20 protein-coding genes are annotated in these 21,487 nt (G+C 71.6%); 13 read left to right on the top strand and 7 right to left on the bottom strand.

Annotation, left to right across the window (positions count from 1 at the left end):
- Positions 1-250 precede the first annotated feature (250 nt).
- The 3 genes from E0F75_RS33950 to E0F75_RS33940 form a co-directional block, all read right to left on the bottom strand.
- Positions 251-1,708: a catalase gene (locus tag E0F75_RS33950; protein ID WP_229314811.1), complete on the bottom strand. Its 1,458-nt coding sequence runs from the start codon at positions 1,706-1,708 to the stop codon at positions 251-253.
- Between the two features lie 189 nt (positions 1,709-1,897).
- Positions 1,898-2,815: a 2-hydroxy-3-oxopropionate reductase gene (locus tag E0F75_RS33945; RefSeq protein WP_229314810.1), complete on the bottom strand. Its 918-nt coding sequence runs from the start codon at positions 2,813-2,815 to the stop codon at positions 1,898-1,900.
- Between the two features lie 47 nt (positions 2,816-2,862).
- Positions 2,863-3,696, bottom strand: coding sequence for a TIM barrel protein (locus tag E0F75_RS33940; protein ID WP_229314809.1), 834 nt, complete (start codon positions 3,694-3,696; stop codon positions 2,863-2,865).
- 140 nt (positions 3,697-3,836) lie between these two features.
- On the opposite strand from E0F75_RS33940, the gene E0F75_RS33935 reads away from it, so the two are divergent.
- The 9 genes from E0F75_RS33935 (at position 3,837) to E0F75_RS33895 (ending at position 11,856) form a co-directional block, all read left to right on the top strand.
- Complete coding sequence (locus E0F75_RS33935; protein ID WP_229314891.1) at positions 3,837-4,088, top strand: thiamine-binding protein; 252 nt, start codon at positions 3,837-3,839, stop codon at positions 4,086-4,088.
- A 44-nt stretch (positions 4,089-4,132) separates the two neighbouring features.
- Entirely contained in the window at positions 4,133-4,471 is a 339-nt protein-coding gene (locus E0F75_RS33930) for a helix-turn-helix domain-containing protein (protein ID WP_229314890.1), read from the top strand.
- Positions 4,472-4,626: 155 nt separating this feature from the next.
- Positions 4,627-5,151, top strand: coding sequence for a 2-oxo-4-hydroxy-4-carboxy-5-ureidoimidazoline decarboxylase (gene uraD, locus E0F75_RS33925; RefSeq protein ID WP_229314808.1), 525 nt, complete (start codon positions 4,627-4,629; stop codon positions 5,149-5,151).
- Positions 5,148-5,552, top strand: coding sequence for a hydroxyisourate hydrolase (uraH, locus tag E0F75_RS33920; protein WP_229314807.1), 405 nt, complete (start codon positions 5,148-5,150; stop codon positions 5,550-5,552). The genes uraD and uraH overlap by 4 nt, the downstream gene beginning before the upstream one ends.
- 5 nt (positions 5,553-5,557) lie before the next feature.
- Positions 5,558-6,481, top strand: coding sequence for a factor-independent urate hydroxylase (gene pucL / locus E0F75_RS33915; RefSeq protein WP_030323851.1), 924 nt, complete (start codon positions 5,558-5,560; stop codon positions 6,479-6,481).
- A 71-nt stretch (positions 6,482-6,552) separates the two neighbouring features.
- Entirely contained in the window at positions 6,553-7,959 is a 1,407-nt protein-coding gene (locus E0F75_RS33910) for a nucleobase:cation symporter-2 family protein (RefSeq protein WP_229314806.1), read from the top strand.
- A 48-nt stretch (positions 7,960-8,007) separates the two neighbouring features.
- Positions 8,008-9,396, top strand: coding sequence for an 8-oxoguanine deaminase (locus E0F75_RS33905; RefSeq protein ID WP_229314805.1), 1,389 nt, complete (start codon positions 8,008-8,010; stop codon positions 9,394-9,396).
- Positions 9,397-9,700: 304 nt separating this feature from the next.
- Positions 9,701-11,149: a nucleobase:cation symporter-2 family protein gene (locus tag E0F75_RS33900; RefSeq protein ID WP_374115481.1), complete on the top strand. Its 1,449-nt coding sequence runs from the start codon at positions 9,701-9,703 to the stop codon at positions 11,147-11,149.
- A gap of 59 nt (positions 11,150-11,208) precedes the next feature.
- Complete coding sequence (locus E0F75_RS33895; protein WP_229314804.1) at positions 11,209-11,856, top strand: aspartate/glutamate racemase family protein; 648 nt, start codon at positions 11,209-11,211, stop codon at positions 11,854-11,856.
- A 136-nt stretch (positions 11,857-11,992) separates the two neighbouring features.
- On the opposite strand, the gene E0F75_RS33890 is transcribed toward E0F75_RS33895, so the two are convergent.
- Positions 11,993-12,586: a hypothetical protein gene (locus tag E0F75_RS33890; protein WP_229314803.1), complete on the bottom strand. Its 594-nt coding sequence runs from the start codon at positions 12,584-12,586 to the stop codon at positions 11,993-11,995.
- A 131-nt stretch (positions 12,587-12,717) separates the two neighbouring features.
- On the opposite strand from E0F75_RS33890, the gene E0F75_RS33885 reads away from it, so the two are divergent.
- The 3 genes from E0F75_RS33885 to E0F75_RS33875 all read left to right on the top strand — a co-directional run bounded on the left by E0F75_RS33885 (position 12,718) and on the right by E0F75_RS33875 (position 16,907).
- Entirely contained in the window at positions 12,718-13,689 is a 972-nt protein-coding gene (locus E0F75_RS33885) for a fibronectin type III domain-containing protein (RefSeq protein WP_229314802.1), read from the top strand.
- Between the two features lie 109 nt (positions 13,690-13,798).
- Positions 13,799-15,034, top strand: a complete 1,236-nt coding sequence (locus E0F75_RS33880; RefSeq protein WP_229314801.1) for a beta family protein — start codon at positions 13,799-13,801, stop codon at positions 15,032-15,034.
- Between the two features lie 73 nt (positions 15,035-15,107).
- Positions 15,108-16,907, top strand: coding sequence for a hypothetical protein (locus E0F75_RS33875; RefSeq protein WP_229314800.1), 1,800 nt, complete (start codon positions 15,108-15,110; stop codon positions 16,905-16,907).
- A gap of 98 nt (positions 16,908-17,005) precedes the next feature.
- Here the strand turns inward: E0F75_RS33875 and E0F75_RS33870 are convergent, their stop codons facing one another.
- The 3 genes from E0F75_RS33870 to E0F75_RS33860 all read right to left on the bottom strand — a co-directional run bounded on the left by E0F75_RS33870 (position 17,006) and on the right by E0F75_RS33860 (position 20,894).
- Entirely contained in the window at positions 17,006-18,163 is a 1,158-nt protein-coding gene (locus tag E0F75_RS33870) for a GDSL-type esterase/lipase family protein (RefSeq protein WP_229314799.1), read from the bottom strand.
- A gap of 246 nt (positions 18,164-18,409) precedes the next feature.
- Positions 18,410-20,041 carry a malate synthase A gene (gene aceB, locus E0F75_RS33865; RefSeq protein WP_229314798.1) on the bottom strand — a complete coding sequence of 544 codons (1,632 nt, stop codon included), beginning with the start codon at positions 20,039-20,041 and terminating at the stop codon, positions 18,410-18,412.
- A gap of 226 nt (positions 20,042-20,267) precedes the next feature.
- Entirely contained in the window at positions 20,268-20,894 is a 627-nt protein-coding gene (locus tag E0F75_RS33860) for an NTP transferase domain-containing protein (RefSeq protein ID WP_229314797.1), read from the bottom strand.
- A gap of 198 nt (positions 20,895-21,092) precedes the next feature.
- On the opposite strand from E0F75_RS33860, the gene E0F75_RS33855 reads away from it, so the two are divergent.
- Entirely contained in the window at positions 21,093-21,419 is a 327-nt protein-coding gene (locus E0F75_RS33855; protein WP_229314796.1) for a DUF5955 family protein, read from the top strand.
- Positions 21,420-21,487: the final 68 nt, after the last annotated feature.

The following is a 21,487-nucleotide window of genomic DNA, read 5'->3' as shown; positions in this document are numbered from 1 at the left end:
ATTCCCTCGGGAGGGAATCGCCGGGGAGGGGGCGTTGGGACCGCGGCGGTGCCGACGGGCGGCCGGTGCTCCCCTTCTTTCAGGTCAAGAAGGGGGATCGGCGCCCTTACCACCGCACTGGCTCGGCGCCGCCGCGGTCCTCACGCTTGTCCGGATCACCGGCCACCCCTCATCCGGGTCGGCGATCCGGACCACGTACGGCACTGACCTCCCGTCAGGTGCCGTACGCAGTCTGGGTGGTGCTGGTCGGTCAGTCCTCGCGCAGGGCGTTGACGGCCTCGGCCACGCGCTTGCCGTAGTCCGCGTCGGCGGCGGCGAAGTGCGCGAGGTTCTTCTCGATGACGTCCTCGCGGGACACCTGGGACAGGCCGCCGGCGATGTTGGCGACCAGACGCTTCTTCTCGTCCTCGGACATCAGGCGGTAGAGCTCGCCGGCCTGGAAGAAGTCGTCGTCCTTGGTGTGCTGCGGCGCCTCGTGGGTGCCGGTCCAGCCGTGGATCGCGAGCGGGGCGGAGAGCGCCGCGTCGGTCTGGGCCGGGCCCTGGTACGAGTTGGGCTCGTAGTTCTTGTCGTGGCGCGAGCCCTGGCGGGTGGCCATGGCGCCGTCCCGGCCGTAGTTCTCTGCGACGGTCGCCTTGGGGGCGTTCACCGCGAGCTGGGTGTGGTTGACGCCGAGGCGGTAGCGGTGGGCGTCCGCGTAGGCGAAGAGGCGGCCCTGGAGCATCTTGTCCGGCGAGGGGCCGATGCCCGGGACGAAGTTGTTCGGCGAGAACGCGGCCTGCTCGACCTCGGCGAAGACGTTGTCCGGGTTGCGGTCGAGGACCAGACGGCCCACGCGCTGCAGCGGGTAGTCGCTGTGCGGCCACACCTTGGTGAGGTCGAAGGGGTTGAAGCGGTAGTCCGCGGCCTCGGCGGCCGGCATCACCTGGACGTACAGGGTCCAGGACGGGTTCACACCGCGCTCGATCGCCTGCAGCAGGTCGGTCTGGTGCGAGTTCGCGTCCTTGCCGACGAGCTCGGCGGCCTGGTCGGCGGAGAGGGAGCGGATGCCCTGGTTCGTCTTGAAGTGGTACTTGACGAAGAAGGCCTCGCCCGCCTCGTTGGTCCACTGGTAGGTGTGCGAGCCGTAGCCGTTCATGTGACGGTACGAGGCCGGGATGCCGCGGTCGCCCATGAGCCAGGTGATCTGGTGGGTGGCCTCGGGGGCGTGGGCCCAGAAGTCCCAGACGTTGTCCGCCTCCTGCTTGCCCGTGAAGGGGTCGCGCTTCTGGGAGTGGATGAAGTCGGGGAACTTGATCGGGTCCTTGATGAAGAACACCGGGGTGTTGTTGCCGACGAGGTCGTAGTTGCCCTCTTCGGTGTAGAACTTCAGCGCGAAGCCGCGCGGGTCGCGGACGGCGTCCGCGCCACCGAGCGAGTCGGCCACGGTGGAGAAGCGGATGAACGTCTCGGTCTTCTTGCCGACCTCGCCGAGGAAGTCCGCCTTGGTGAAGCCGGTGACGTCGTCGGTCACCTCGAAGTAGCCGTACGCGCCGGAGCCGCGGGCGTGCACCACACGCTCCGGGATCCGCTCACGGTTGAAGCGCGCGAGCTTCTCCAGCAGGTGCTGGTCCTGGAGGAGGAGAGGGCCACCGACGCCGGCGGTGGCGGAGTTCTGGTTGTCGGCGACGGGGGCGCCGGACTCGGTCGTAAGCACGCGCTTCGACATCGTGACCTTCCGTACGGGAGCTCTGCTGGCGGGTGCGAGGAGCGTAGATTCGGCTCGAACGCGACGTCAACAGTTTGTTGAAAAGGAAGTGTGGTGTTCCGGTCGGCGGCGGCGCCTGGGCGCGACAGGACAGTTGTCAGCGCCGCCACCGACCGGAAATCTGGGGCCCCCGCACACGGGGGCGTCGGCTCAGACCTGCTGGCCGGAGAGGCGCTCGACGGCGCGCAGCAGGGCCGAGTGGTCCAGGCCGCCGTCACCCTGGGCGCGCAGCGAGGCCACGAGCTGGGCGACGACCGCGCCGACCGGGAGGGCCGCACCGACGTTGCGGGCGGCGTCGGTGACGATGCCCATGTCCTTGTGGTGCAGGTCGATCCGGAAGCCGGGCTTGAAGTCCCGGTTCAGGAAGTTGTCCTTCTTGCGGGTCAGCACGGTCGAGCCGGCCAGACCGCCGTTGAGGACGTCGAGGGCGGCCTGGAGGTCCACACCGGACTTCTCCAGGAAGACCACGGCCTCGGCGCAGGCCTGGATGTTGACCGCGACGATCAGCTGGTTGGCGGCCTTCACCGTCTGGCCGGAGCCGTGCGGGCCACAGAGGACGATGGTCTTGCCGAGGGCCTCGAGGACCGGGAGGGCCTCGTCGAAGTCGGCCTTCTCGCCGCCGACCATGATCGAGAGCACGGCCTCGATGGCGCCGGCCTCGCCGCCGGAGACGGGCGCGTCGATGACGCGGATGCCCTTCTCCTTGGCGTTCTTGGCGAGGTCTACCGAGGTCTGCGGGGTGATCGACGACATGTCGATGATCAGCGCGCCCTGCCTGGCGTTCTCCAGGATGCCCTCGGGGCCGTACGAGATGGCCTCGACGTGCGGGGACGCGGGCACCATCGTGATGATGACGTCGGCGTCCTTGACGGCCTCGGCGATCGAGGAGGCGGAGGTGCCGCCGGCCTTGGCGAGCCGGTCCAGCTTGTCCTGCTCAAGGGTGAAGCCGGTGACCGAGTAGCCGGCCTTCAGCAGGTTCTCGGCCATGGGGGAGCCCATGATGCCGAGGCCGATCCAGGCAATCGCCGGGCGGGTGGGCTGGGAAGAATCAGCGAGGTTGCTGCTCATGGTGAGGGTGCCTCTCAAAACAAGGTGGTACGGGGAGGGGGCCTGCGTCAGCGAGCCGGGCGGGCCTCGACGGGCAGCCACTCGAAGGAAGCGGCGGCGTCGGCGGCCTTGTACTCCAGGCCGATCCAGCCGTCGTAACCGGCCTTCTTCAGCTCGTCGAGGAGCTGCTCGAGCGGCAGGTCGCCGGTGCCCGGCGCGCCACGGCCCGGGTTGTCCGCGATCTGGACGTGGCCGGTCTTGGCCGCGTACTCCGCGATGACCTGGCCGACGTCCTCGCCGTTCATCGACAGGTGGTAGATGTCGAGGAGGAACTTGGCGTTGCCGAGCCCGGTCGCCGCGTTGACCTTGTCGATGACCTCGATCGCGGAGGGGGCGCTCACCAGCGGGTAGAGCGGCGACTCCGGCTTGTTGAGGGTCTCGACGAGGAGGATCGCGCCGATCCGGTCGGCCGCACGGGCGGCCAGGACCAGGTTCTCCAGGGCGAGGGTGTCCTGGATCTGCGGGTCGACGCCCTCGACGCGGTTGCCGTAGAGCGCGTTGAGCGCCTTGCAGCCGACCGAGGCGGCGAAGTCGGCGGCCACCTCGATGTTGGCGCGGAAGCGGTCCGACTCGTCCCCGGGTACGGAGAGGGCTCCGCGGTCCGGGCCGGGGAGCTGCCCGGCGTAGAAGTTCAGGCCCACCAGCTGGGTGCCGGCGTCCTCAAGAGCCTTCCTGAGGGCGTCGAGCTCGCTCTGCTCGGGGGTGGCGGTGTCGATCCAGGGCCACCACAGCTCGACCGCGGTGAAGCCCGCCGCGGCGGCGGCCGCGGGGCGCTCCAGGAGCGGGAGTTCCGTGAAGAGGATCGACAGGTTCACATCGAAGCGCTGGTCCGTGTATCCCATGAGGGGCGGCGCTCCTTCCGTATCGCGGAAGTAAGTTTCTGTCTGACGGAATGTTGCAAGGCGGGGGAGCCGCTTGTCAAGAGGTCGCCGCAGGTCCGGGGCTCCCGTAGACGGGAGTGGGGCCGTAGCGTGGGGCCATGGTGCGTTTGAGAGTGGAGTTCACGACCGAGCCGTTCGACCTCGACGAGGCGCCGGCGCACGCGGTCGTGGCCCGTGAGGTCATCCAGTCGGCTCAGTTGGACGCGGTCGACGTCGGCCCCTTCGGCAATACGGCGGAAGGGGGCGCCGACGAGGTGCTCACCGCCGTCGACGCGCTGCTCCGCAAGTCGCTCGCGGCCGGGGCCACGCGCGTCTCGCTCCAGGTCAATGTGCTCGGGGAGGGCGAGAAGTGAACGAGCACCCTCTGATCACTGCGGTGAAGCCGCTGGTCGACGCCATGGGCGCCGAGCTGCTCGTCCCCGCGCAGGCGGAGGCCGACGACGTCGTCCTGTCCTGGGAGGGAGAGGACGTGCTCGCCGTACGGCTGCCGCAGCTGTCCGAATCCCTCGATCACATCCTCGTGGCGATGGAGCGGCGGCACGGGATGCCGCTGGCCGAACTGGACCGCAAGGCCAAGCAGGAGGTCGTCCGTCTCCTGGAGGCGCGCGGGGCCTTCGCGGTACGCCATGGAGTGGAGACGGTGGCGGGTGCACTGGGTGTCAGTCGCTTCACCGTGTACAACTACCTGAACAGGGAGACCGCTCTGAGCAGGGAAAAGGCCGCCAAGGGCGAGTAGTTGATCATGTGTGGCCACAAGCCGTCGTCCGGATGTCGGGACGACGGCTTTTGTATGGCCGAGTTTTCAACAAAGTGTTGACGTTGTGTTGCGGAGGGCGTTAGCTATCCGCAGCCCGTCCGACGCACAGCGAAAAACAGCCACGGAGGCTTCCCGTGACTTCAGGTACGACACCGGGCCTCACCCGGTTCAACACCTCCGCGGACAGCGAGGCCCTCGCCGCGCTCCACGAGGTGTGTTCCAGTTCGGCGTGGGGGAGCGAAATCCTCGCCCAGCGCCCGTACACCACCGCCGAAGCTCTCTTCCTCGCCAGCGACGCCGCCATGGCCGAGCTGAGCGCCGAGGACCTGGCCGAGGCGATGGCGGGGCACCCGCCGATCGGTCGTCCGAAGGCCGGGGACCCGACCTCCTCCCGCGAACAGAGCGGGATGGCCGGCGCCTCCGCGGAGCTCAAGGCCGAGATGCTCGAACTCAACCTGGCCTACCAGGACACGTTCGGACACGTCTTCCTCATCTGCGCCACCGGCCGGACCGGCGAGCAGATGCGCGACGCGCTCCGGCAGCGGATCGGCAACTCGCCCGAGGAGGAGCGGGAGATCGTCCGCACCGAACTGGGCAAGATCAACCGCATCCGGCTGACCCGTCTCGTAGAGACCTCCGAGGAAGAGAGCTCCGCATGAGCACCGACACCACGGCCTCGGTGTCCACGCACATCCTGGACACCAGCATCGGCCGCCCCGCCGAGGGCGTCGCCATCACGCTCGCGGCCCGCAGCGGCTTCGACGCGGAGTGGGTCGCACTCGGCGGCTCCGCCACCGACGCGGACGGGCGCTGCAAGGACCTGCCGGCGCTGCCGGAGGGCACCACCCACGTACGCCTCGACTTCGAGGTCGAGTCGTATTTCTCCAATGAACACAGTTCCAAGAAGCAAGCCGAGGCGCAGCAGGACGCCCCCCGCGTAAGGGACAGCGGTGCGTTCTTCCCGGAGGTGGCGATCACGTTCGCCGTCACGCCGGGCGAGCACTATCACGTACCGCTGCTGCTCAACCCGTTCGGCTACTCCGTATACCGAGGGAGCTAGCAGACATGCCCACGATTCTCGGCCAGAACCAGTACGGCAAAGCAGAGAACCGCGTCGTCAAGATCACGCGGGACGGCGACACCCACCACATCAAGGACCTGAACGTCTCCGTCGCCCTCTCCGGCGACCTCGACGACGTCCACCTCACCGGCTCCAACGCCCACTGCCTCCCCACCGACACGACGAAGAACACCATCTTCGCGTTCGCCAAGGAGTACGGCATCGAGTCCGCCGAGCAGTTCGGCATCCACCTCGCCCGCCACTTCGTGACGAGCCAGGAGCCGATCAAGAAGGCGCGCATCCGGATCGAGGAGTACTCCTGGGAGCGCATCGCGTCCTCGGAGGCGAACTCCAAGTTCATCGGCGCCGACGAGGTCAACCACTCCTTCGCCCGCAAGGGCCAGGAGACCCGCGTCACCCAGATCACCTACGACGGTGCCACGTGGGAGGTCATCTCCGGCCTCAAGGACCTCGTCGTCATGAACTCCACCAACTCGGAGTTCTGGGGCTACATCAAGGACCAGTACACGACGCTCCAGGAGGCGTACGACCGCATCCTGGCCACGCAGGTGTCCGCCCGCTGGCGGTTCAACTGGACCGACGACGAGCAGCGCATGCCCAACTGGGAGCGGTCCTACGAGCAGACCAGGAAGCACATGCTCGAGGCCTTCTCGGAGACGTACTCGTACTCCCTCCAGCAGACGCTGTACCAGATGGCCACGCGCATCATCAACCACCGCTCGGAGATCGACGAAGTCCGCTTCTCGCTCCCGAACAAGCACCACTTCCTGGTCGACCTCGAGCCCTTCGGCCTCAAGAACGACAACGAGGTCTACTACGCCGCCGACCGCATGTACGGCCTCATCGAGGCCACCGTCCTCCGCGACGGAGCCACGGCGCAGATCCCGGTCGACATGACCAACCTCTAAGCGGCGTCCGCGTGACCGGCCCCCGCCCGCCCGCAGTCGGGCGGGGGCCGCGCCGGACCGGAGGGATTCCCATGGCACAGCCAGCAAAGGGGCCGGCATCCGCCGAAGGCCCGTGTTCCACCCCGCCGGACACGACCGACCAGGTCCACCCGGTGGACGAAAAGCTCCCCGCCTCGCGGCTCGTCCCCGCGGCACTCCAGCACATCGCCGCGATGTACGCCGGCGTCGTCACCCCTCCGCTCATCATCGGTCAGGCGGTCGGCCTCGACGCCGCCGGGATGACCCGGCTCATCGCCGCCAGCCTGCTCATCGCCGGCTGCGCCACCATCCTGCAGACGCTCGGCGTCCGGGGCTTCGCCGGCAACCGGCTGCCGTTCGTCAACGCGGCCTCCTCCGCCGGCATCGCGCCGATGCTCGCCATCGCCGAGACCAGCGCCCCGGGCCACCAACTCCCCGCCATCTACGGCGCGGTGATGGTCGCCGGAGTATTCTGCCTCGCCGTCGGACCCTTCTTCGGCAGGCTCCTGCGCTTCTTCCCGCCGCTCGTCACCGGCGTCGTCATCACCCTCATCGGGGTCACCCTGATGCCCGTGCCCGTCGGCTGGGCGCAGGGCGGCGACCGGAACGCCGCCGACTTCGGCGCCATGAAGTACCTGGCACTCGCCGGCTTCACCCTCGTCGTCATCCTGCTCTTCCAGCGCTTCGGCAAGGGCTTCGTCAAGCAGATCGCCCTGCTGCTCGGCCTCTTCATCGGCACCCTCGCCGCGATCCCCTTCGGGATGGCCGACTTCACCGCCCTGCGCGAGGCACCCGTCGCGGCCCTGCCCGCCCCCTTCGCCTTCGGTGCCCCCGAGTTCCAGCCCGCCGCGATCCTCTCCCTGTGCATCGTGATGCTGGTCCTGATGACCGAGTCCAGCGCCGGCATGCTCGCCCTCGGCGAGATCTGCGAGCGGCGCAGCGACGGCCGGACCATCACCCGCGGACTGCGCACCGACGGCATCGCCACCCTGATCGGCCCCGTCTTCGGCGGCTTCCCGACCTCGGCCTTCGCCCAGAACGTCGGCGTCGTCTCGCTGACCCGGGTGCGCTCCCGGTACGTGGTCGCCGTCGCCGGCGGCGCCCTGCTGGTCCTCGGCGCCTTCCCGGTGCTCGGCGCCGTCGTCTCCATGGTCCCGATGCCCGTCCTCGGCGGCGCCGGCATCGTCCTCTTCGGCTCGATCGCGGTCAGCGGCATCCGTACCCTGTCGGAAGCCGGACTCGACGACAGCTCCAACATCATCCTGGTGGCCGTCGCGCTCGGAGCGGGCATCATCCCGCTCGCCGCGCCCACCTTCTACGCCGAGTTCCCCGCCTGGGCACAGACCGTGCTCGGCTCCGGCATCAGCGCCGGCGCGCTTGTCGCCGTCCTGCTGAATCTGTTCTTCCACCATCTCGGCACCCGGAGCCGTCACACGGCTCCGGCACTCAAATCCTCCTAGGGTCCTGCCGTGCCCACACCACCCCCGAGGAATGAAGGAAGCACCGCCATGGCAGCACCTTCGGCAGCCCAGCGCATCGTCATCGAGAACGCGGCGATCGCGACCGTCGACGCGAACGACACCGAGTACGCCTCCGGCTACCTCGTCGTCGCGGACAACAAGATCGAGTCCATCGGCGCCGGCAAGGCTCCCGAGGGCCTGGAGAACGTGGTCCGGCGCATCGACGCCACCGGCCATCTCGTCACGCCCGGTCTCGTCAACACCCACCACCACTTCTACCAGTGGATCACCCGGGGCCTGGCGACCGACCACAACCTCTTCAACTGGCTCGTCGCCCTCTACCCGACCTGGGCGCGGATCGACGAGCAGATGGTGCGCGCCGCGGCGCAGGGCTCGCTGGCCATGATGGCCCGCGGCGGTGTCACCACCGCCATGGACCACCACTACGTGTACCCGGTGAACTCCGGTGACCTGTCCGGTGCCATCATCGGCGCCGCCTCCGAGATGGGCGTCCGCTTCACCCTCGCCCGCGGTTCCATGGACCGCAGCGAGAAGGACGGCGGCCTGCCGCCGGACTTCGCCGTCGAGACCACCGAGGGCGCGCTCGCCGCGACCGAGGAGACGGTGAAGAAGTTCCACGACGCCTCCTTCGACGCGATGACCCAGGTCGCCGTCGCCCCCTGCTCGCCCTTCTCCATCTCCACCGAACTCCTCCGGGAGGGCGCCGCGCTCGGCCGTCGCCTCGGTGTGCGCATGCACACCCACGGCTCGGAGACCGTGGAGGAGGAGAAGTTCTGCCACGAGCTGTTCGGCATGGGCCCGACGGACTACTTCGAGTCCACCGGCTTCCTCGGCGAGGACGTGTGGATGGCGCACTGCGTCCACATGAACGACTCCGACATCGCGGCCTTCGCCCGCACCAAGACCGGTGTGGCGCACTGTCCCTCGTCCAACGCGCGTCTCGCCGCCGGCATCGCCCGCGTCCCCGACATGCTGAAGGCGGGCGTACCCGTCGGCCTCGGCGTCGACGGAACCGCCTCCAACGAGTCCGGCGAGCTCCACACCGAGCTGCGCAACGCGCTCCTCATCAACCGGCTCGGCGCCCACCGCGAGTCCGCGCTCAACGCCCGCCAGGCCCTGCGCCTCGGCACCTACGGCGGCGCCCAGGTCCTCGGCCGCGCCGACAACATCGGCTCCCTCGAGGCCGGCAAGCTCGCCGACTTCGTCCTGTGGAAGATCGACGGCCTCGGCCACTCCACGATCGCCGACCCGGTCACCGCCATCGTCTTCGGCGCGGCGGCCCCGGTCACGGCCTCCTTCGTCAACGGCAAGCAGATCGTCGAGAACAACCGACTGCTCACCGTCGACGAGGACACCATCGCGCGCGACGCGCGCGCGGAGGCCCAGCGTCTGGCCCGCATCGCGGCCCAGGGCTGACCCTCCCCATGGAGTCCGACCGAGGGGGACGGCCCTCGGTCGGTCGCCGCGGACCCGAGCGGGGTCCGCGGCAGCCCGACCGGGAGGTGCCGTACGCAGAAGACGTACGGCGCCTCCCGGGACGGTGATGTCCGCCCGCACCCCCACCGGGCATCCGTCCCCGCGACGCCGACTCCCCGCGCGCGCACCGCACCACCCCCGCACCACCCCGCAACGAGCCGCACCTCCTGCACCCCGCACCGCATCGCACCACCTCCCTGAACCCCGCGTCACCGCCGACGTGTAACCGACCGGAGGAACCGCCGTGGCCGCCAAGCCCCAGGTTCGCAATGCACAAGACGCAGGCTCCGCCCCCGACGACCGCGAGACGCATCCGGTCGACGAGACGTTGCCCCCACTGAAGATGCTCACCAGCGGCCTCCAGCATGTGGCCGCCATGTACGCGGGGGTTGTCGCCCCGCCCCTGATCGTCGGAGCGGCCGTCGGCCTCTCCGGCACCGAACTCACCTTCCTGACCGGCGCCAGCCTCTTCACCGCGGGGCTCGCGACCTTCCTCCAGACGCTCGGGGTCTGGAAGATCGGCGCCCGGCTCCCCTTCGTCAACGGCGTCACCTTCGCCGGTGTCGCGCCGATGCTCGCCATCGTCGACACCACCGACGACAAGGCCGACGCGCTCCCCGTGATCTTCGGCGCGATCATCGTCGCCGGCCTTCTCGGCTTCCTCGCCGCCCCCTGGTTCTCCCGGCTCGTGCGGTTCTTCCCACCGGTCGTCACCGGCACCGTGATCACCCTCATCGGCGTCTCCCTCCTGCCGGTCGCCTTCGGCTGGGCCCAGGGGCCCAACCCCGCGGCCGAGGACTACGGTTCGACCACGTTCCTCACGCTCGCCGGCATCACGCTCGTCGTCGTCCTCCTGCTCCGCCGCTTCACCCGCGGCTTCGTCAAGCAGATCGCGGTCCTCCTGGGCCTCGTCATCGGCACCCTCATCGCCATACCGTTCGGCGTCACCGACTTCTCCCCGGTGACGGACGCGGACATCCTCGGCTTCCCGACGCCGTTCCACTTCGGCGGCCCGCAGTTCGCCCTCGCCGCGATCATCTCGATGTGTGTGGTCATGCTGGTCTCCATGACCGAGTCGACCGCCGACATGCTGGCCCTCGGCGAGATCGTCGACCGGCCCGCGGACGAGAAGACCATCGCGGCCGGACTGCGCGCCGACACCCTCGGCTCCGCGATCAGCCCGCTCTTCAACGGCTTCATGTGCAGCGCCTTCGCGCAGAACATCGGCCTGGTCGCCATGACCAGGATCCGCAGCCGCTTCGTCGTCGCCTGCGGCGGTGGCTTCCTGGTCCTGATGGGCCTCTCGCCGGTCGCCGCCTCGCTGATCTCGGTCGTCCCCCGGCCGGTCCTCGGCGGCGCGGGCGTCGTCCTCTTCGGCTCGGTCGCCGCCAGCGGCATCCAGACCCTGGTCAAGGCCGGCCTCGAGAAGGACAACAACGTCCTCATCGTGGCCGTCTCGCTGGCCGTCGGCATCATCCCGATCACCGCGCCGGAGTTCTACCACGCCTTCCCGGAGACGGCGAAGATCATCCTGGACTCGGGCATCTCGACCGGCTGCGTCGCGGCCGTCCTGCTCAACGTGGTCTTCAACCACCTGGGCCGGGGCCGGGACGACGACGACGTCACCGCGCCGATGGAGCCCGGCGAGGAGATCTCCGGCAGCCACACGGCGAAGGCGGCGCACGTCCACTGAACCCGCCCGCTGCCCCACCGCACGCCCCGGTCCCCGCGCACGCCGCGGGGCCCGGGGCCGTGGTGCTGATCAACCCCAACACCTCCACCGCCACGACCGCGATGATGACCGCCCTCGCCCGGCGCACCCTGGGCGGCGCCTTCCCCGTCCGCGGCGTGACGGTGGCCCGGGGCCCGCGCATGCTCACCGATCCCGCCGCGCTGGACGCCGCCGCCCGGGAGGTCGTCGCCGCGGGCCTCCGCGTCACGGCCGCCGGCGACTGCGCGGCCCTCCTCGTCGGCGCCTTCGGCGACCCGGGCGCGGCGGAGCTGCGCGCGGCCACCGGCGTGCCCGTGGTGGGCCTGGGCGAGGCGGCCCTCCGGGAAGCGGCCGCCGGCGGAACCCCCTTCGGCATCGCCACCACGACACCGCTCCTGGCCGAGGCCATCGCGGGCCATGTGACGGCCCTGGGCCTCGCCGACCGGTACACGGGCCTCCGCCTGACGGCGGGCGGCCCCGAACACCTCTCCGACCGCCCGGAGTCGCTCCTCGACGAACTGGAGCGCGCGGTCCGCGCGTGCGTGGAGCGTGACGGGGCACGGGCGGTCGTCATCGGCGGCGGCCCGCTGGGCGACGCGGCGGAGGAGCTCCGCACCCGGTGCGCGGTCAGGATCGTGGCCCCGATCCCGGCGGCATGCCGGGCGCTCGCGCACCTGCTGCGGCGGTGACGCCCGGCGGGCGGCACGCCCGGACTCCGGTGACGGGGATGACGGAGCCCGTTCGCGCTCCGGCTCACCCGACGATGACCGCGCCCGGCCGCGCTCCGACTCGCCCGACGATGACCCCGCCCGGCCGCGCCCCCGCTCACCGCTCCACCGCGATCCTGCGGCGGCACTCCTGGGCCAGCGCCGGATACGCGGCGCCGATCGCCTCGTACAGCCGTCGCCGCAGCAGCCGCTCGGCCTCGCCGCGCCCGGTCTCCCCGTACAGGCCGTCGAGCAGCGCCTCGTACCGCGCGAGGGCGTGCCGGAGGTAGCTCACCTGCCACCGCACGAGCGCGCCGGCCGCAGCCCCCTCTCCCGGTGCTGTTCCGGGACTGCGCGCGCCCAGGAGCTGCCGGTGCCGGACCGCCCGCCGCTCCAGCTCGGGCCCGGGGACCAGGGGAACCTCGATCGGTTCCACGCGGATCGTGGCCAGGACGGCGGCCCGGCGCCGCTCGGCATAGGCCGCGGCGGCCGAGGAGCGGGCCGGTGAGAGCGCCGACGTCTCGGCGAACTCGGGTGTCCGCTCCACCGTCTCGACCCGCGCCAGGAGGTAGAGCCGCAGGGGCGCGGGGGACCAGCGACGCGGGTCGCGGCCCTGCACATCGGGTGTACCGAGCAGCTCCCGCACCATCGTGTCGGTCCAGCCGCGGCGGCGTACCCCGGCGTGGCTCACATAGGTCGTACGGTCCGTCATGATTCCCCCAGATTCGACTACGGAGAGTGATGTTCTCAGTGAAGCGCACGCCACTGACAACGCCCCCTTGCCGAGCCCGGTCCGACTGTGCGATATAGGTCTGGACCTTTTCGACGGACGGAGGCCGGCCCGTGCAACGCCCGCTCGCCGCAAGCCTGTTGACTGCCCTCGCGCTCACGCTGACGCTCACTCTCGCCGGGTGCTCCGGCGCCGCCGTTCCCGAGGTCAAGGACACCCGCGCCCCCACCGCCCCCTCCGGCGTCACCGCGGCGGCGGGCAGCGCCAGTACGGTCCATGTGATGTGGAGCGCGGCCACCGACGACCGGGCCGTCACCGGGTACGCGGTCTACAGCGAGGACCGCAAGGTCAAGGACCTCCCCGCCACCACCCTGATGACCGACGTGGTCGGCCTCGCCCCCGCCACCCCGCACCGCTTCACCGTCCGGGCCCGGGACGCCGCCGGCAACGTCTCGCCCCCGAGCGCCACCGTCACCGCGACCACCCTCCGCGCCGCCGCCGAGGACCACACGCCCCCCACCACGCCGGCCGCGTTCCGCGCCACCCCCGACGGCAGCCGCGCCGTGACCCTCCGCTGGTCCGCCGCCAAGGACGACACCAAGGTCACCGCGTACGACGTCTACCAGGCCGACACCCGCATCCACACCGTGCCCGGCACCGCCACCACCGCCCACGTCACCGGCCTGCGCCCCGGCACCGCCTACGCGTTCACCGTCCGCGCCCGCGACGCCGCCGAGAACTCCTCCCCGGACAGCACCCCCGCCGACCTCACCACGGCACCGTCCCCGGGCGCGCCCGCGAACACCGCCCCCACCCGCCTCACCGCGACGGCGGCCGAGGGCGAGATCACCGTCACCTGGACCCCGCCGGACACGGGCGCCCCGGTGACCCACCACGAGCTCCACCTCAACGGCAGGTTCGCCACCACCGTCATCTGGGGCACCGCCCCACCCCCCGGCCGCGCCGCCTACACCTTCCCGGTCCAGGACCCCCCGGGCACCCGCTACACCGTCACGCTCCGCGCCCGACTCCCGGACGGCACCTGGGGCGACTTCTCGGCACCCCGGACGGTGGTGGTGCGCTGACGGCGCGGCGGACCGGCCCACGGATTGGCCGGAATCGCCCCCTTTCGCCGCGCACCGCGGCCCCTCACCCTGCGAAGCAGGGGATGCAGCGGGCCGCTGGGGGGCGCCGATGTTCGAGCCGTTGTCCGATCCGCACCACGATCCGCACCACGCTCCACGCCACGATCCACGCCGCCATCCGCTCCGCCATCCGCTCCGCCATCCGCTCGACGACGCGCTCAACGCCCCGTTCGACGACCCGCTCGGCGACCCCTTCGACGAGCCGCTCTACGTACCCGCCCTGCCCGCGCGGCGGAGCGCGCTCGACGCGTACGACCGTCTGCCGCACCGGGTACGCGCGTGCGTGACGCCGCTGTGGGTCGTTCCGCCCCGGGTCGGACGGGTCCGCACCATGGGCCGCCGGCCGTCCCACCCGCTCGACCCCGACCCCGCCGCCCTCGCCGCCCACCTCGGGTCCGCGCTGCACCGCATCGAGACCGTGCAGCGGGGCCGACCCGCCTGGGTCGACGTCTTCCACGTGGAGGACGAGGTGGCGCACCTCGCTCCCGGCTTCCGGCAGACGCCGGCGGCGACCGCGCTCCGGCCCGTGACGGGCGTCGAGCGTGCCGTCGAGCAGCAGACGGCCTGCGCCGAGGCCGCCCGCCTGAGCGGCAGCGGTCTCGGCGTCCGGGTGTTCCTGACCCGGCTGCCCGACGAGGGGTTGGGGGACGAGGTCGGTCGTCTGCTGCACCGGATCGCCTTCGCCCACTGCCCGGTGGACCTGCTGCTCGACCTGGGAGCCGTCGTCGACGAGCACCGCCCCGCCGAGAAGTGGGCGCAGCGCGCCCTGACCCTGCTCGGCCCCCTCCACCCCTGGCGAACGGTCGTCCTGCTCGCCGGTTCCTTCCCTCTCGCCTGCCCGGCGGACTACGGGGCACCGCTCGTGGAGGCGGAGCGATTCGACTGGGACGTCTGGCACATGCTCGTCGACGGACCCGACCGCCCGGCGGAGCACGTCGTCTACGGCGACTACGGCGCCGACCACCCCGGAAGCCACGACCGGCCGGTCGAGGCCGACGGCGGCTCGCCGTGGGGCATCGTGCGGTACACCGCCGAGCGCACGTTCCTCCTCGCGCGCGTGCCCACCCGAGGGCCCGACCACGCGGACGCGGTCCGCGCGCAGGCCGGGGAGATCGTCCACGCGGAGGGCTTCCGGGGGGACGGCTTCAGCGACGGGGAACGCTGGCTCCTCTCCTGCGCCACCGGACGGGGCACCGAGGGCGTCGGCGGCCCGGGCGTCTGGCTGCGCGCGGGTCACATCCAGCACATGGCCCAGGTCGTCCGCGCCCTGCGGAGACGCCCGTGACGCAAGCGATTTCCCGCCCCCGCCCCCTGCGTCGTACGTCCGATTCGTCCCCCGCCGAACTACCCTGGGAAGCGTGGCCGAGACCGTTCTCACCAACACCGGGCTCGACAGCTTCCTCGACGGAGCACCCGAGCGCCGCGATCCCGTTTTCGTGCGTGCCGCCGAGGCGGTGCTGGGTCTCCTCGCCCTCCGGGGGGCCGACCGGGAGTCGGGGGTGCCCGAGCCGACACCCGGGCTCGTACGGCAGCTGCTCGTCGAGGACCTGCCGACGTTCGTGTACGTGCCGCCCGGGGCGCTCGCCGTCTATCCCGCCGTGGTCGGCCGGCTCGCGGCGCGCTTCGACGGAGGCCGGGGCGAACAGGTCGCCGTGGCCGTCCGGGAGGCCGCCGGTGATTTCGAGCGGGCCATGACCGACCCGGGGAACCTGACCTGGCACCGGTGGTACGCCTCGCTCCTGCGCACCTGCGGCGCCGACCTCGCCGACCCCGAGGACGTACGGCGCAGGCTCGCCGCCCTCGACGGGGCGCCCCTGCCCGACGGGGTGCACCGGGCCGACCTCATGGGGCGTACGGCCCTCGCCGACGTCCTGCTCGCCGAGGCCCTCACGCGCGCGTACGTACGGGACGCCGAGGCGCCGCCCGCCGCCGGGCCGCTGCTCACCGACCACGCCGTCGCGACCGGCATCGGACAGGTGGCCGCCGCGCTCCAGGACCGGTGGACCGCCGCCGGGCTCGCGGAGCAGCTCGCCGGGCCGTACGCGCGCTTCGCGCCCGGGCCAGACGACTTCCCCCACCTCGTCCTGGCCGACGCCCTGCTGGACGAGCACCTCGACCACTACGGCGACATCGCCGTCCCCGTGCCCCCGCCGCCCGCGATCGAGGCAGGGCCGGTCGAGGAGGACGCCGACACCCTCATCGCGGCCGTCGAGGAGCTGTCCGAGGAGGAGTTCGAGCCCTACGGGGGCGAGGCTCCGCATCTGCTGTACGTGGTCTACCGGCGCGGCTGCTCGGCCGAGTCCGTCGCCCGCAAGGCCGCCGAGTACGAGGACTGGGCCGTCGATCCGGCCGTGGAGGACCTGCCCGTACCCGTGCCGGCGGCGGTGCCGGAAGAAGCGTCCGCGGCCTCGCACCTCGTTCCGCCCGTCACCGAGCTCGTACGGCTCCTCGGGACGGCCGATCTGACGGAGACCGACCGGGACCGGCTCAAGGGCCCCGCCCGTGACCTCGCAGCCGTCGTCGACCGACTCGCCGCCACGGGCCTGGTCTTCCGCTCCGGCGACGCCTTCGGGCTCACCCCGCGCGGTGCCGGGGTCGTCCGCTATCTCCTCGGGGTACGCGGGATCGCCGCCCCCGACGCCGCCGAGGCCAGGGCGTGGCCGGCCGCCGAGGCGGTGGCCGCCGCCGTGGGCTGGCCGACGTGCGTGGCCTCGCGCGTGCTCGCCGACTGGCTCCACGCGCGCGGGGACTCCGCCGACGCCTGGTCGCACCTGCTTGCCGCCCTCGGCACCGTCCACGCCGGCACCGCGGACGCCGCCGCCACCCGTGGGCTCTTCGCCGTCCTCGACACCGCCGCCGCCCCGCCGGAGGCCCTGCGCGGAACCCTTCGCGACCCGGTGATCGGCGCGTACGCCCATCAGGCCCTCCGCGCGCGGGGAGAGCCCTCCGACCTGATCCAGGTGGGGATCTCGGCACGGGCGCTGTTCGTGCTCGACGCGCTGCCCGCCAAGAAGGGGCCCCTGGAGTCCCGCCGTGCCGCCTTCGACACGGCGGCCGCCGCCTGGCCGGGTGGTTCCGCCGCCCTCGTCCGGGCGATGCGGGCGGCGGACCGGCACGAGGCCGAGCGGGTCCTCGGCCCGCTCGGCCTGGCGCCGTAGTCCTCAGTCCTCGGCCGCTCGACCAGGAGCCGGCGCCGTTGCAGGTGCCAGGTGCCAGGTGCCAGGTGCCAGGTGCCTGGCCCGACCCCGCTCTGTCGCTAGCCCGCCGTGAGGTACATCGCCGACGGTCCCGACCCCGCCGTGTTCCGGCAGCTGTGGTTGCCCGTCGGGCGGGCGTGGACCAGGGCCAGGCAGCGGCCGAGGGCCTGCTGGCCGTAGGCGTTCGGGTGCATGGACTCCTGGACGAGCCCCTGCGTGCTCTGGCTGTCGATCCAGCGCGCCCACTCGCTCGTCGTCCCCGACGTCGCCACCGTCGACGTCACCTGACGGCTCGCCTTCGCGCACACCTCACGCCCCTGGAGCGCGTCCCGCAGGTCCATGAACTGCACGCCCTTGGCCGCCGCGACGCCCTTCAGACGGTTGGCGAGCTGCGGGACGAGGGAGTCGCGGGCCCAGTCGGCGTCGGCGTTCCAGAAGGGGCAGCCGCCGGTGTTCGTACGGGCCCAGCCGCTCTCGCCGTACCGGTTCTCGGCGGCGCGGGGGATGGGGGAGGGGTAGGACTGGAGGACGATCCGGTAGTCGGAGGAGGCGTATCCGGCGCCGGTCATCACGGCCCGGATCTCGTCGACCGAGCGGCCGACGTCCGCCATCACGCCGTCGATCCGGGCGTCGACCTCGGTCTGCTGGTCGTCGTGGCAGTACGAGTACCAGACGATGTAGTCCTTGGCGCAGGTGGCGATGATGTCGGCGAAGCCGAGGTCGTTGCCGCCGATGGAGAGGGCGATCAGCTCCACGTCGTGCGAGGCGGCGACGGCCGCGAGCTGGTCGGCCTGCGGGGCCTCGCCCTTGTAGGTCCGGCCGCCCTGCGCGGCGCGGATGACGTTCTCGGTCGTCGCCCCGGAGCAGGCCAGGTTGATCAGGGAGCTCGCGAGCGGCCCCGCGCTCTTCACCTCGGCGGTGTCCGAGCGGTGGCAGCCGCCCGCGGTGGTGCCGTACACCCGGGACGGGTCGTAACCGCTGCCCGTCCAGGCCCGGTCGGTGCCGTTGCGGTTCCCCGAGTTGGTGAGGCTGTTGCCCAGCCAGCGGCCGGCCTCCCCGGAGATGTAGCTGTCGCCCATGGTGACGACGGCGGTGGGGCCCGTGCCGGGGGAGGCAGTGCCGGCGGCGGTGGCTGTAGGGGCGGCGACGGAGGCGAGCCCGGCGGCGGTACACAGTGCCAGGAGTGCGCGCAGCGCACGGTGGGGGGACGAAGGCATGGCTGTGCTCCTGCGGTACGCAGTGACGTGGGGGACAGCCGCCGGCCGGTGGCATGGCGGAATCTGTCACCCACTGGCTTGTTACCGCTAGGTAGCTGCATATCTCGGTTACGTCACGTCCCCTGTGGGCCCACAGGAACGGGAACAGGGCCCCGCCTCCGGTGCTGTGCGACACCGGGACGAAGCCCTGCTCAGATGCTGTCCGACCGCTGTGCGGGCCGCCGGGTCAGCCGTGCTGCCGTGAGATCAGCCGACCAGCTGCTCGTACGCGGGGAGCGTCAGGAAGTCCGCGTAGTCGGCGTCGAGGGAGACGTGCAGGAGCAGGTCGTGCGCCTGCTGCCACTTGCCGGCCGCGAAGGCCTCCTCGCCGATCTCCTTGCGGATCGCCTCCAGTTCCTCGGCGGCGACCTGGCGGGCCAGCTCCGGAGTGGCCCTCACGGTCTTTCCGGCGTGCTCGAATTCCACGCCCGCGTTGATCCACTGCCAGATCTGCGAGCGCGAGATCTCGGCGGTGGCCGCGTCCTCCATCAGGTTGAAGATGGCGACGGCGCCGAGACCGCGCAGCCACGCCTCGATGTAGCGGGTGCCGACCTGCACGGCGCTGACCAGGCCCGCGTACGTCGGCCTGGCGTCCAGCGAGTCGATGGCGATCAGGTCGCCGGCCGCGACGGAGACGTCCTCGCGGAGGCGGTCCTTCTGGTTCGGCTTCTCGCCGAGGACGGCGTCGAAGGAGGCCATCGCGATCGGGACCAGGTCGGGGTGGGCGACCCACGAGCCGTCGAAGCCGTCGCCGGCCTCGCGGTCCTTGTCGGCCTTGACCTTCTCGAACGCGACCTTGTTGACCTCGGCGTCCTTGCGGGACGGGATGAACGCCGCCATGCCGCCGATCGCGTGCGCGCCGCGCTTGTGGCAGGTGCGCACGAGGAGCTCGGTGTACGCGCGCATGAACGGGGCCGTCATCGTGACCGCGTTGCGGTCCGGAAGGACGAACTTGGCGCCGCCGTCACGGAAGTTCTTGACGATGGAGAACAGGTAGTCCCAGCGGCCCGCGTTCAACCCGGCGGCGTGGTCGCGGAGTTCGTAGAGGATCTCCTCCATCTCGTACGCGGCCGTGATGGTCTCGATGAGGACCGTGGCGCGGACGGTGCCCTGCGGGATGCCGACGTAGTCCTGGGCGAAGACGAAGATCTCGTTCCAGAGGCGGGCCTCCAGGTGCGACTCCGTCTTCGGCAGGTAGAAGTACGGACCCTTGCCGAGGTCGATCAGCCGCTGGGCGTTGTGGAAGAAGTACAGGCCGAAGTCGACGAGCGCGCCGGGGACCGGGCGGCCGTCGAAGGTGAGGTGACGCTCCTCCAGGTGCCAGCCGCGGGGCCGCATGACGACCGTCGCCAGCTCGCCGGCCGGCTTGAGGGCGTACGACTTGCCCGAGCGCGGGTCCGTGAAGTCGATCTTCCGGCTGTACGCGTCGATCAGGTTGAGCTGGCCCAGGACCACGTTCTCCCAGGTCGGCGCGGAGGCGTCCTCGAAGTCGGCGAGCCAGACCTTCGCGCCGGAGTTGAGCGCGTTGATCGTCATCTTGCGGTCGGTCGGGCCGGTGATCTCGACACGGCGGTCGTTCAGGGCCGCCGGGGCCGGCGCGACCTTCCAGGAGTCGTCGGCGCGGATCGCCGCGGTCTCCGGCAGGAAGTCCAGGGTGGACGTGCGGGCGATCTCGGCGCGACGCTCCGCTCGGCGGGCGAGGAGCTCGTCCCGGCGCGGGGTGAACCGCCGGTGCAGTTCGGCGACGAAGGCCAGGGCGGCCTCGGTGAGCACCTCTTCCTGACGCGGCAGGGGCTCGGCATCGACGACGGCCAGGGGGGACGGCGCTGGTGCGGACATGAACTGTCACTTCCTTCAGCGGACTTCACGGGCGGTACCAGACGGCCGCCGGGCGTCGCGGGACGGCACGCAGTGCCGCAGGCGCCGAGATACGGCCGCAAGCGCCTTCTGAACGGACAGGCGCTTCTGAACAGTGGATACTAGTTTCCTCATGGTGGAAGTTCAATGGTTTGTTGATGTCGAGATTCTCCGGATCGACAGACCATGGCGCTGGGTGCCACGCCCTTCACTCCAAGTGCGCCAGATCCTCCTCGGTGTCGATGTCATAGGGCTCGGCCACATCCGAACAGTCCACCGGGGTGATCGCATCCCGGTGGGCCGCCAGATAGTCCCGCGCGCCCCGGTCGCCCACCGCGAGCTCGGCGATCCCCGCCCAGTGCCCGGCGCCGAACAGCACCGGATGGCCCCGCTGCCCGTCGTACGAGGCCGCCGCCAGCGAATCCCGCGAGACGTACGCCGCCCGGACCCGGGCCACCGCCTCCGCCCCGATCCCCGGCTGGTCGACCAGCAGGACGAGCGCCGCGTCGACCCCGCGCGGATCGGCGGCCAGCGAGGCGAGCCCCGCCCGCAGCGAGGAACCCATCCCCTCGGCCCACTCCGGGTTGTCCACGAGCACACACCCGGGGAGCTCCGCCCGCTCCCGTACGACCTCGGCCGACGCACCCAGAACCACGTGCACCACATCGCACCCGGCCGCACGCAGCACCCCCACGGCGTGCTCGACGAGGGGCCGCCCCCGGTGCGTGAGCAGCGCCTTGGGTCGCCCGCCGAGCCGCCGCCCACCCCCGGCGGCGAGCAGCAGTCCGGCGACGAGTGGCGTGTGGACATCCGTTCGGTCATGCGCTGTTGTCATGGGGACTGCATACCTCATCAGGCGGAATCACACGGTCGCCTGAATTACCGGGGCGAAGGGTGGCGCGGTGGGGTGGCGAAGGAGTTAACTGACCCGCAACTCACGGCGCCCGACCACCGCCCGCGGTCGGCTCGGAGCGCTGCTCCGGGTGTTCGGAGTATGGAGTTCTGCGCACAGTGTCGTGCGAGGGGGAGAACCATGTTGCGAAGCGTGGGGCAGAGGCGAGTGACCGGCGAGGGCGTGGACCCGAGGGTGGCCGAACTGCGGTCCGCCGTGTCCCGGCTGCGACGTGAACTGGCCGCCCACCGCGTGGAGTTCGCCGACCGGGGTATCGCCGAGGACGAACTCGCCGCGCTCGACGCGATGGCACTCAGCGGCGCCCCGGAGGTACGGCGGCTGCGCCGCTCGCTGCTGCTCGTCGCGGGATCGGTCGGGTCCGTCAGCGCGCTCGCGGAAGGGCTCGCCGGGGTCCGGCGGGCGGTGGAACTCTTCGGGCCGCCGACGCCCCGGGGACCTGTCGACTGACGGGTGCGCGGTGGCGACCGCGGCGCGACGGGTGCGCGGTGACAGAAGTGTCGCGACGGGTGTGCGAT

The sequence above is a fragment of the Streptomyces sp. CB02980 genome, from assembly GCF_014451325.2.
GTDB lineage: Bacteria > Actinomycetota > Actinomycetes > Streptomycetales > Streptomycetaceae > Streptomyces.
This window is presented reverse-complemented; position numbering and strand designations above follow the sequence as displayed.

What these genes read in the sequence shown, in the direction of transcription:
- E0F75_RS33950 (WP_229314811.1), bottom strand. Translation starts at nt 1,708, where the DNA reads ATGTCGAAGCGCGTGCTTACGACCGAGTCCGGCGCCCCCGTCGCCGAC.
- E0F75_RS33945 (WP_229314810.1), bottom strand. Translation starts at nt 2,815, where the DNA reads ATGAGCAGCAACCTCGCTGATTCTTCCCAGCCCACCCGCCCGGCGATT.
- E0F75_RS33940 (WP_229314809.1), bottom strand. Translation starts at nt 3,696, where the DNA reads ATGGGATACACGGACCAGCGCTTCGATGTGAACCTGTCGATCCTCTTC.
- E0F75_RS33930 (WP_229314890.1), top strand. Translation starts at nt 4,133, where the DNA reads ATGGGCGCCGAGCTGCTCGTCCCCGCGCAGGCGGAGGCCGACGACGTC.
- uraH (WP_229314807.1), top strand. Translation starts at nt 5,148, where the DNA reads ATGAGCACCGACACCACGGCCTCGGTGTCCACGCACATCCTGGACACC.
- pucL (WP_030323851.1), top strand. Translation starts at nt 5,558, where the DNA reads ATGCCCACGATTCTCGGCCAGAACCAGTACGGCAAAGCAGAGAACCGC.
- E0F75_RS33910 (WP_229314806.1), top strand. Translation starts at nt 6,553, where the DNA reads ATGGCACAGCCAGCAAAGGGGCCGGCATCCGCCGAAGGCCCGTGTTCC.
- E0F75_RS33905 (WP_229314805.1), top strand. Translation starts at nt 8,008, where the DNA reads ATGGCAGCACCTTCGGCAGCCCAGCGCATCGTCATCGAGAACGCGGCG.
- E0F75_RS33890 (WP_229314803.1), bottom strand. Translation starts at nt 12,586, where the DNA reads ATGACGGACCGTACGACCTATGTGAGCCACGCCGGGGTACGCCGCCGC.
- E0F75_RS33880 (WP_229314801.1), top strand. Translation starts at nt 13,799, where the DNA reads ATGTTCGAGCCGTTGTCCGATCCGCACCACGATCCGCACCACGCTCCA.
- E0F75_RS33870 (WP_229314799.1), bottom strand. Translation starts at nt 18,163, where the DNA reads ATGCCTTCGTCCCCCCACCGTGCGCTGCGCGCACTCCTGGCACTGTGT.
- aceB (WP_229314798.1), bottom strand. Translation starts at nt 20,041, where the DNA reads ATGTCCGCACCAGCGCCGTCCCCCCTGGCCGTCGTCGATGCCGAGCCC.
- E0F75_RS33860 (WP_229314797.1), bottom strand. Translation starts at nt 20,894, where the DNA reads ATGACAACAGCGCATGACCGAACGGATGTCCACACGCCACTCGTCGCC.
- E0F75_RS33855 (WP_229314796.1), top strand. Translation starts at nt 21,093, where the DNA reads ATGTTGCGAAGCGTGGGGCAGAGGCGAGTGACCGGCGAGGGCGTGGAC.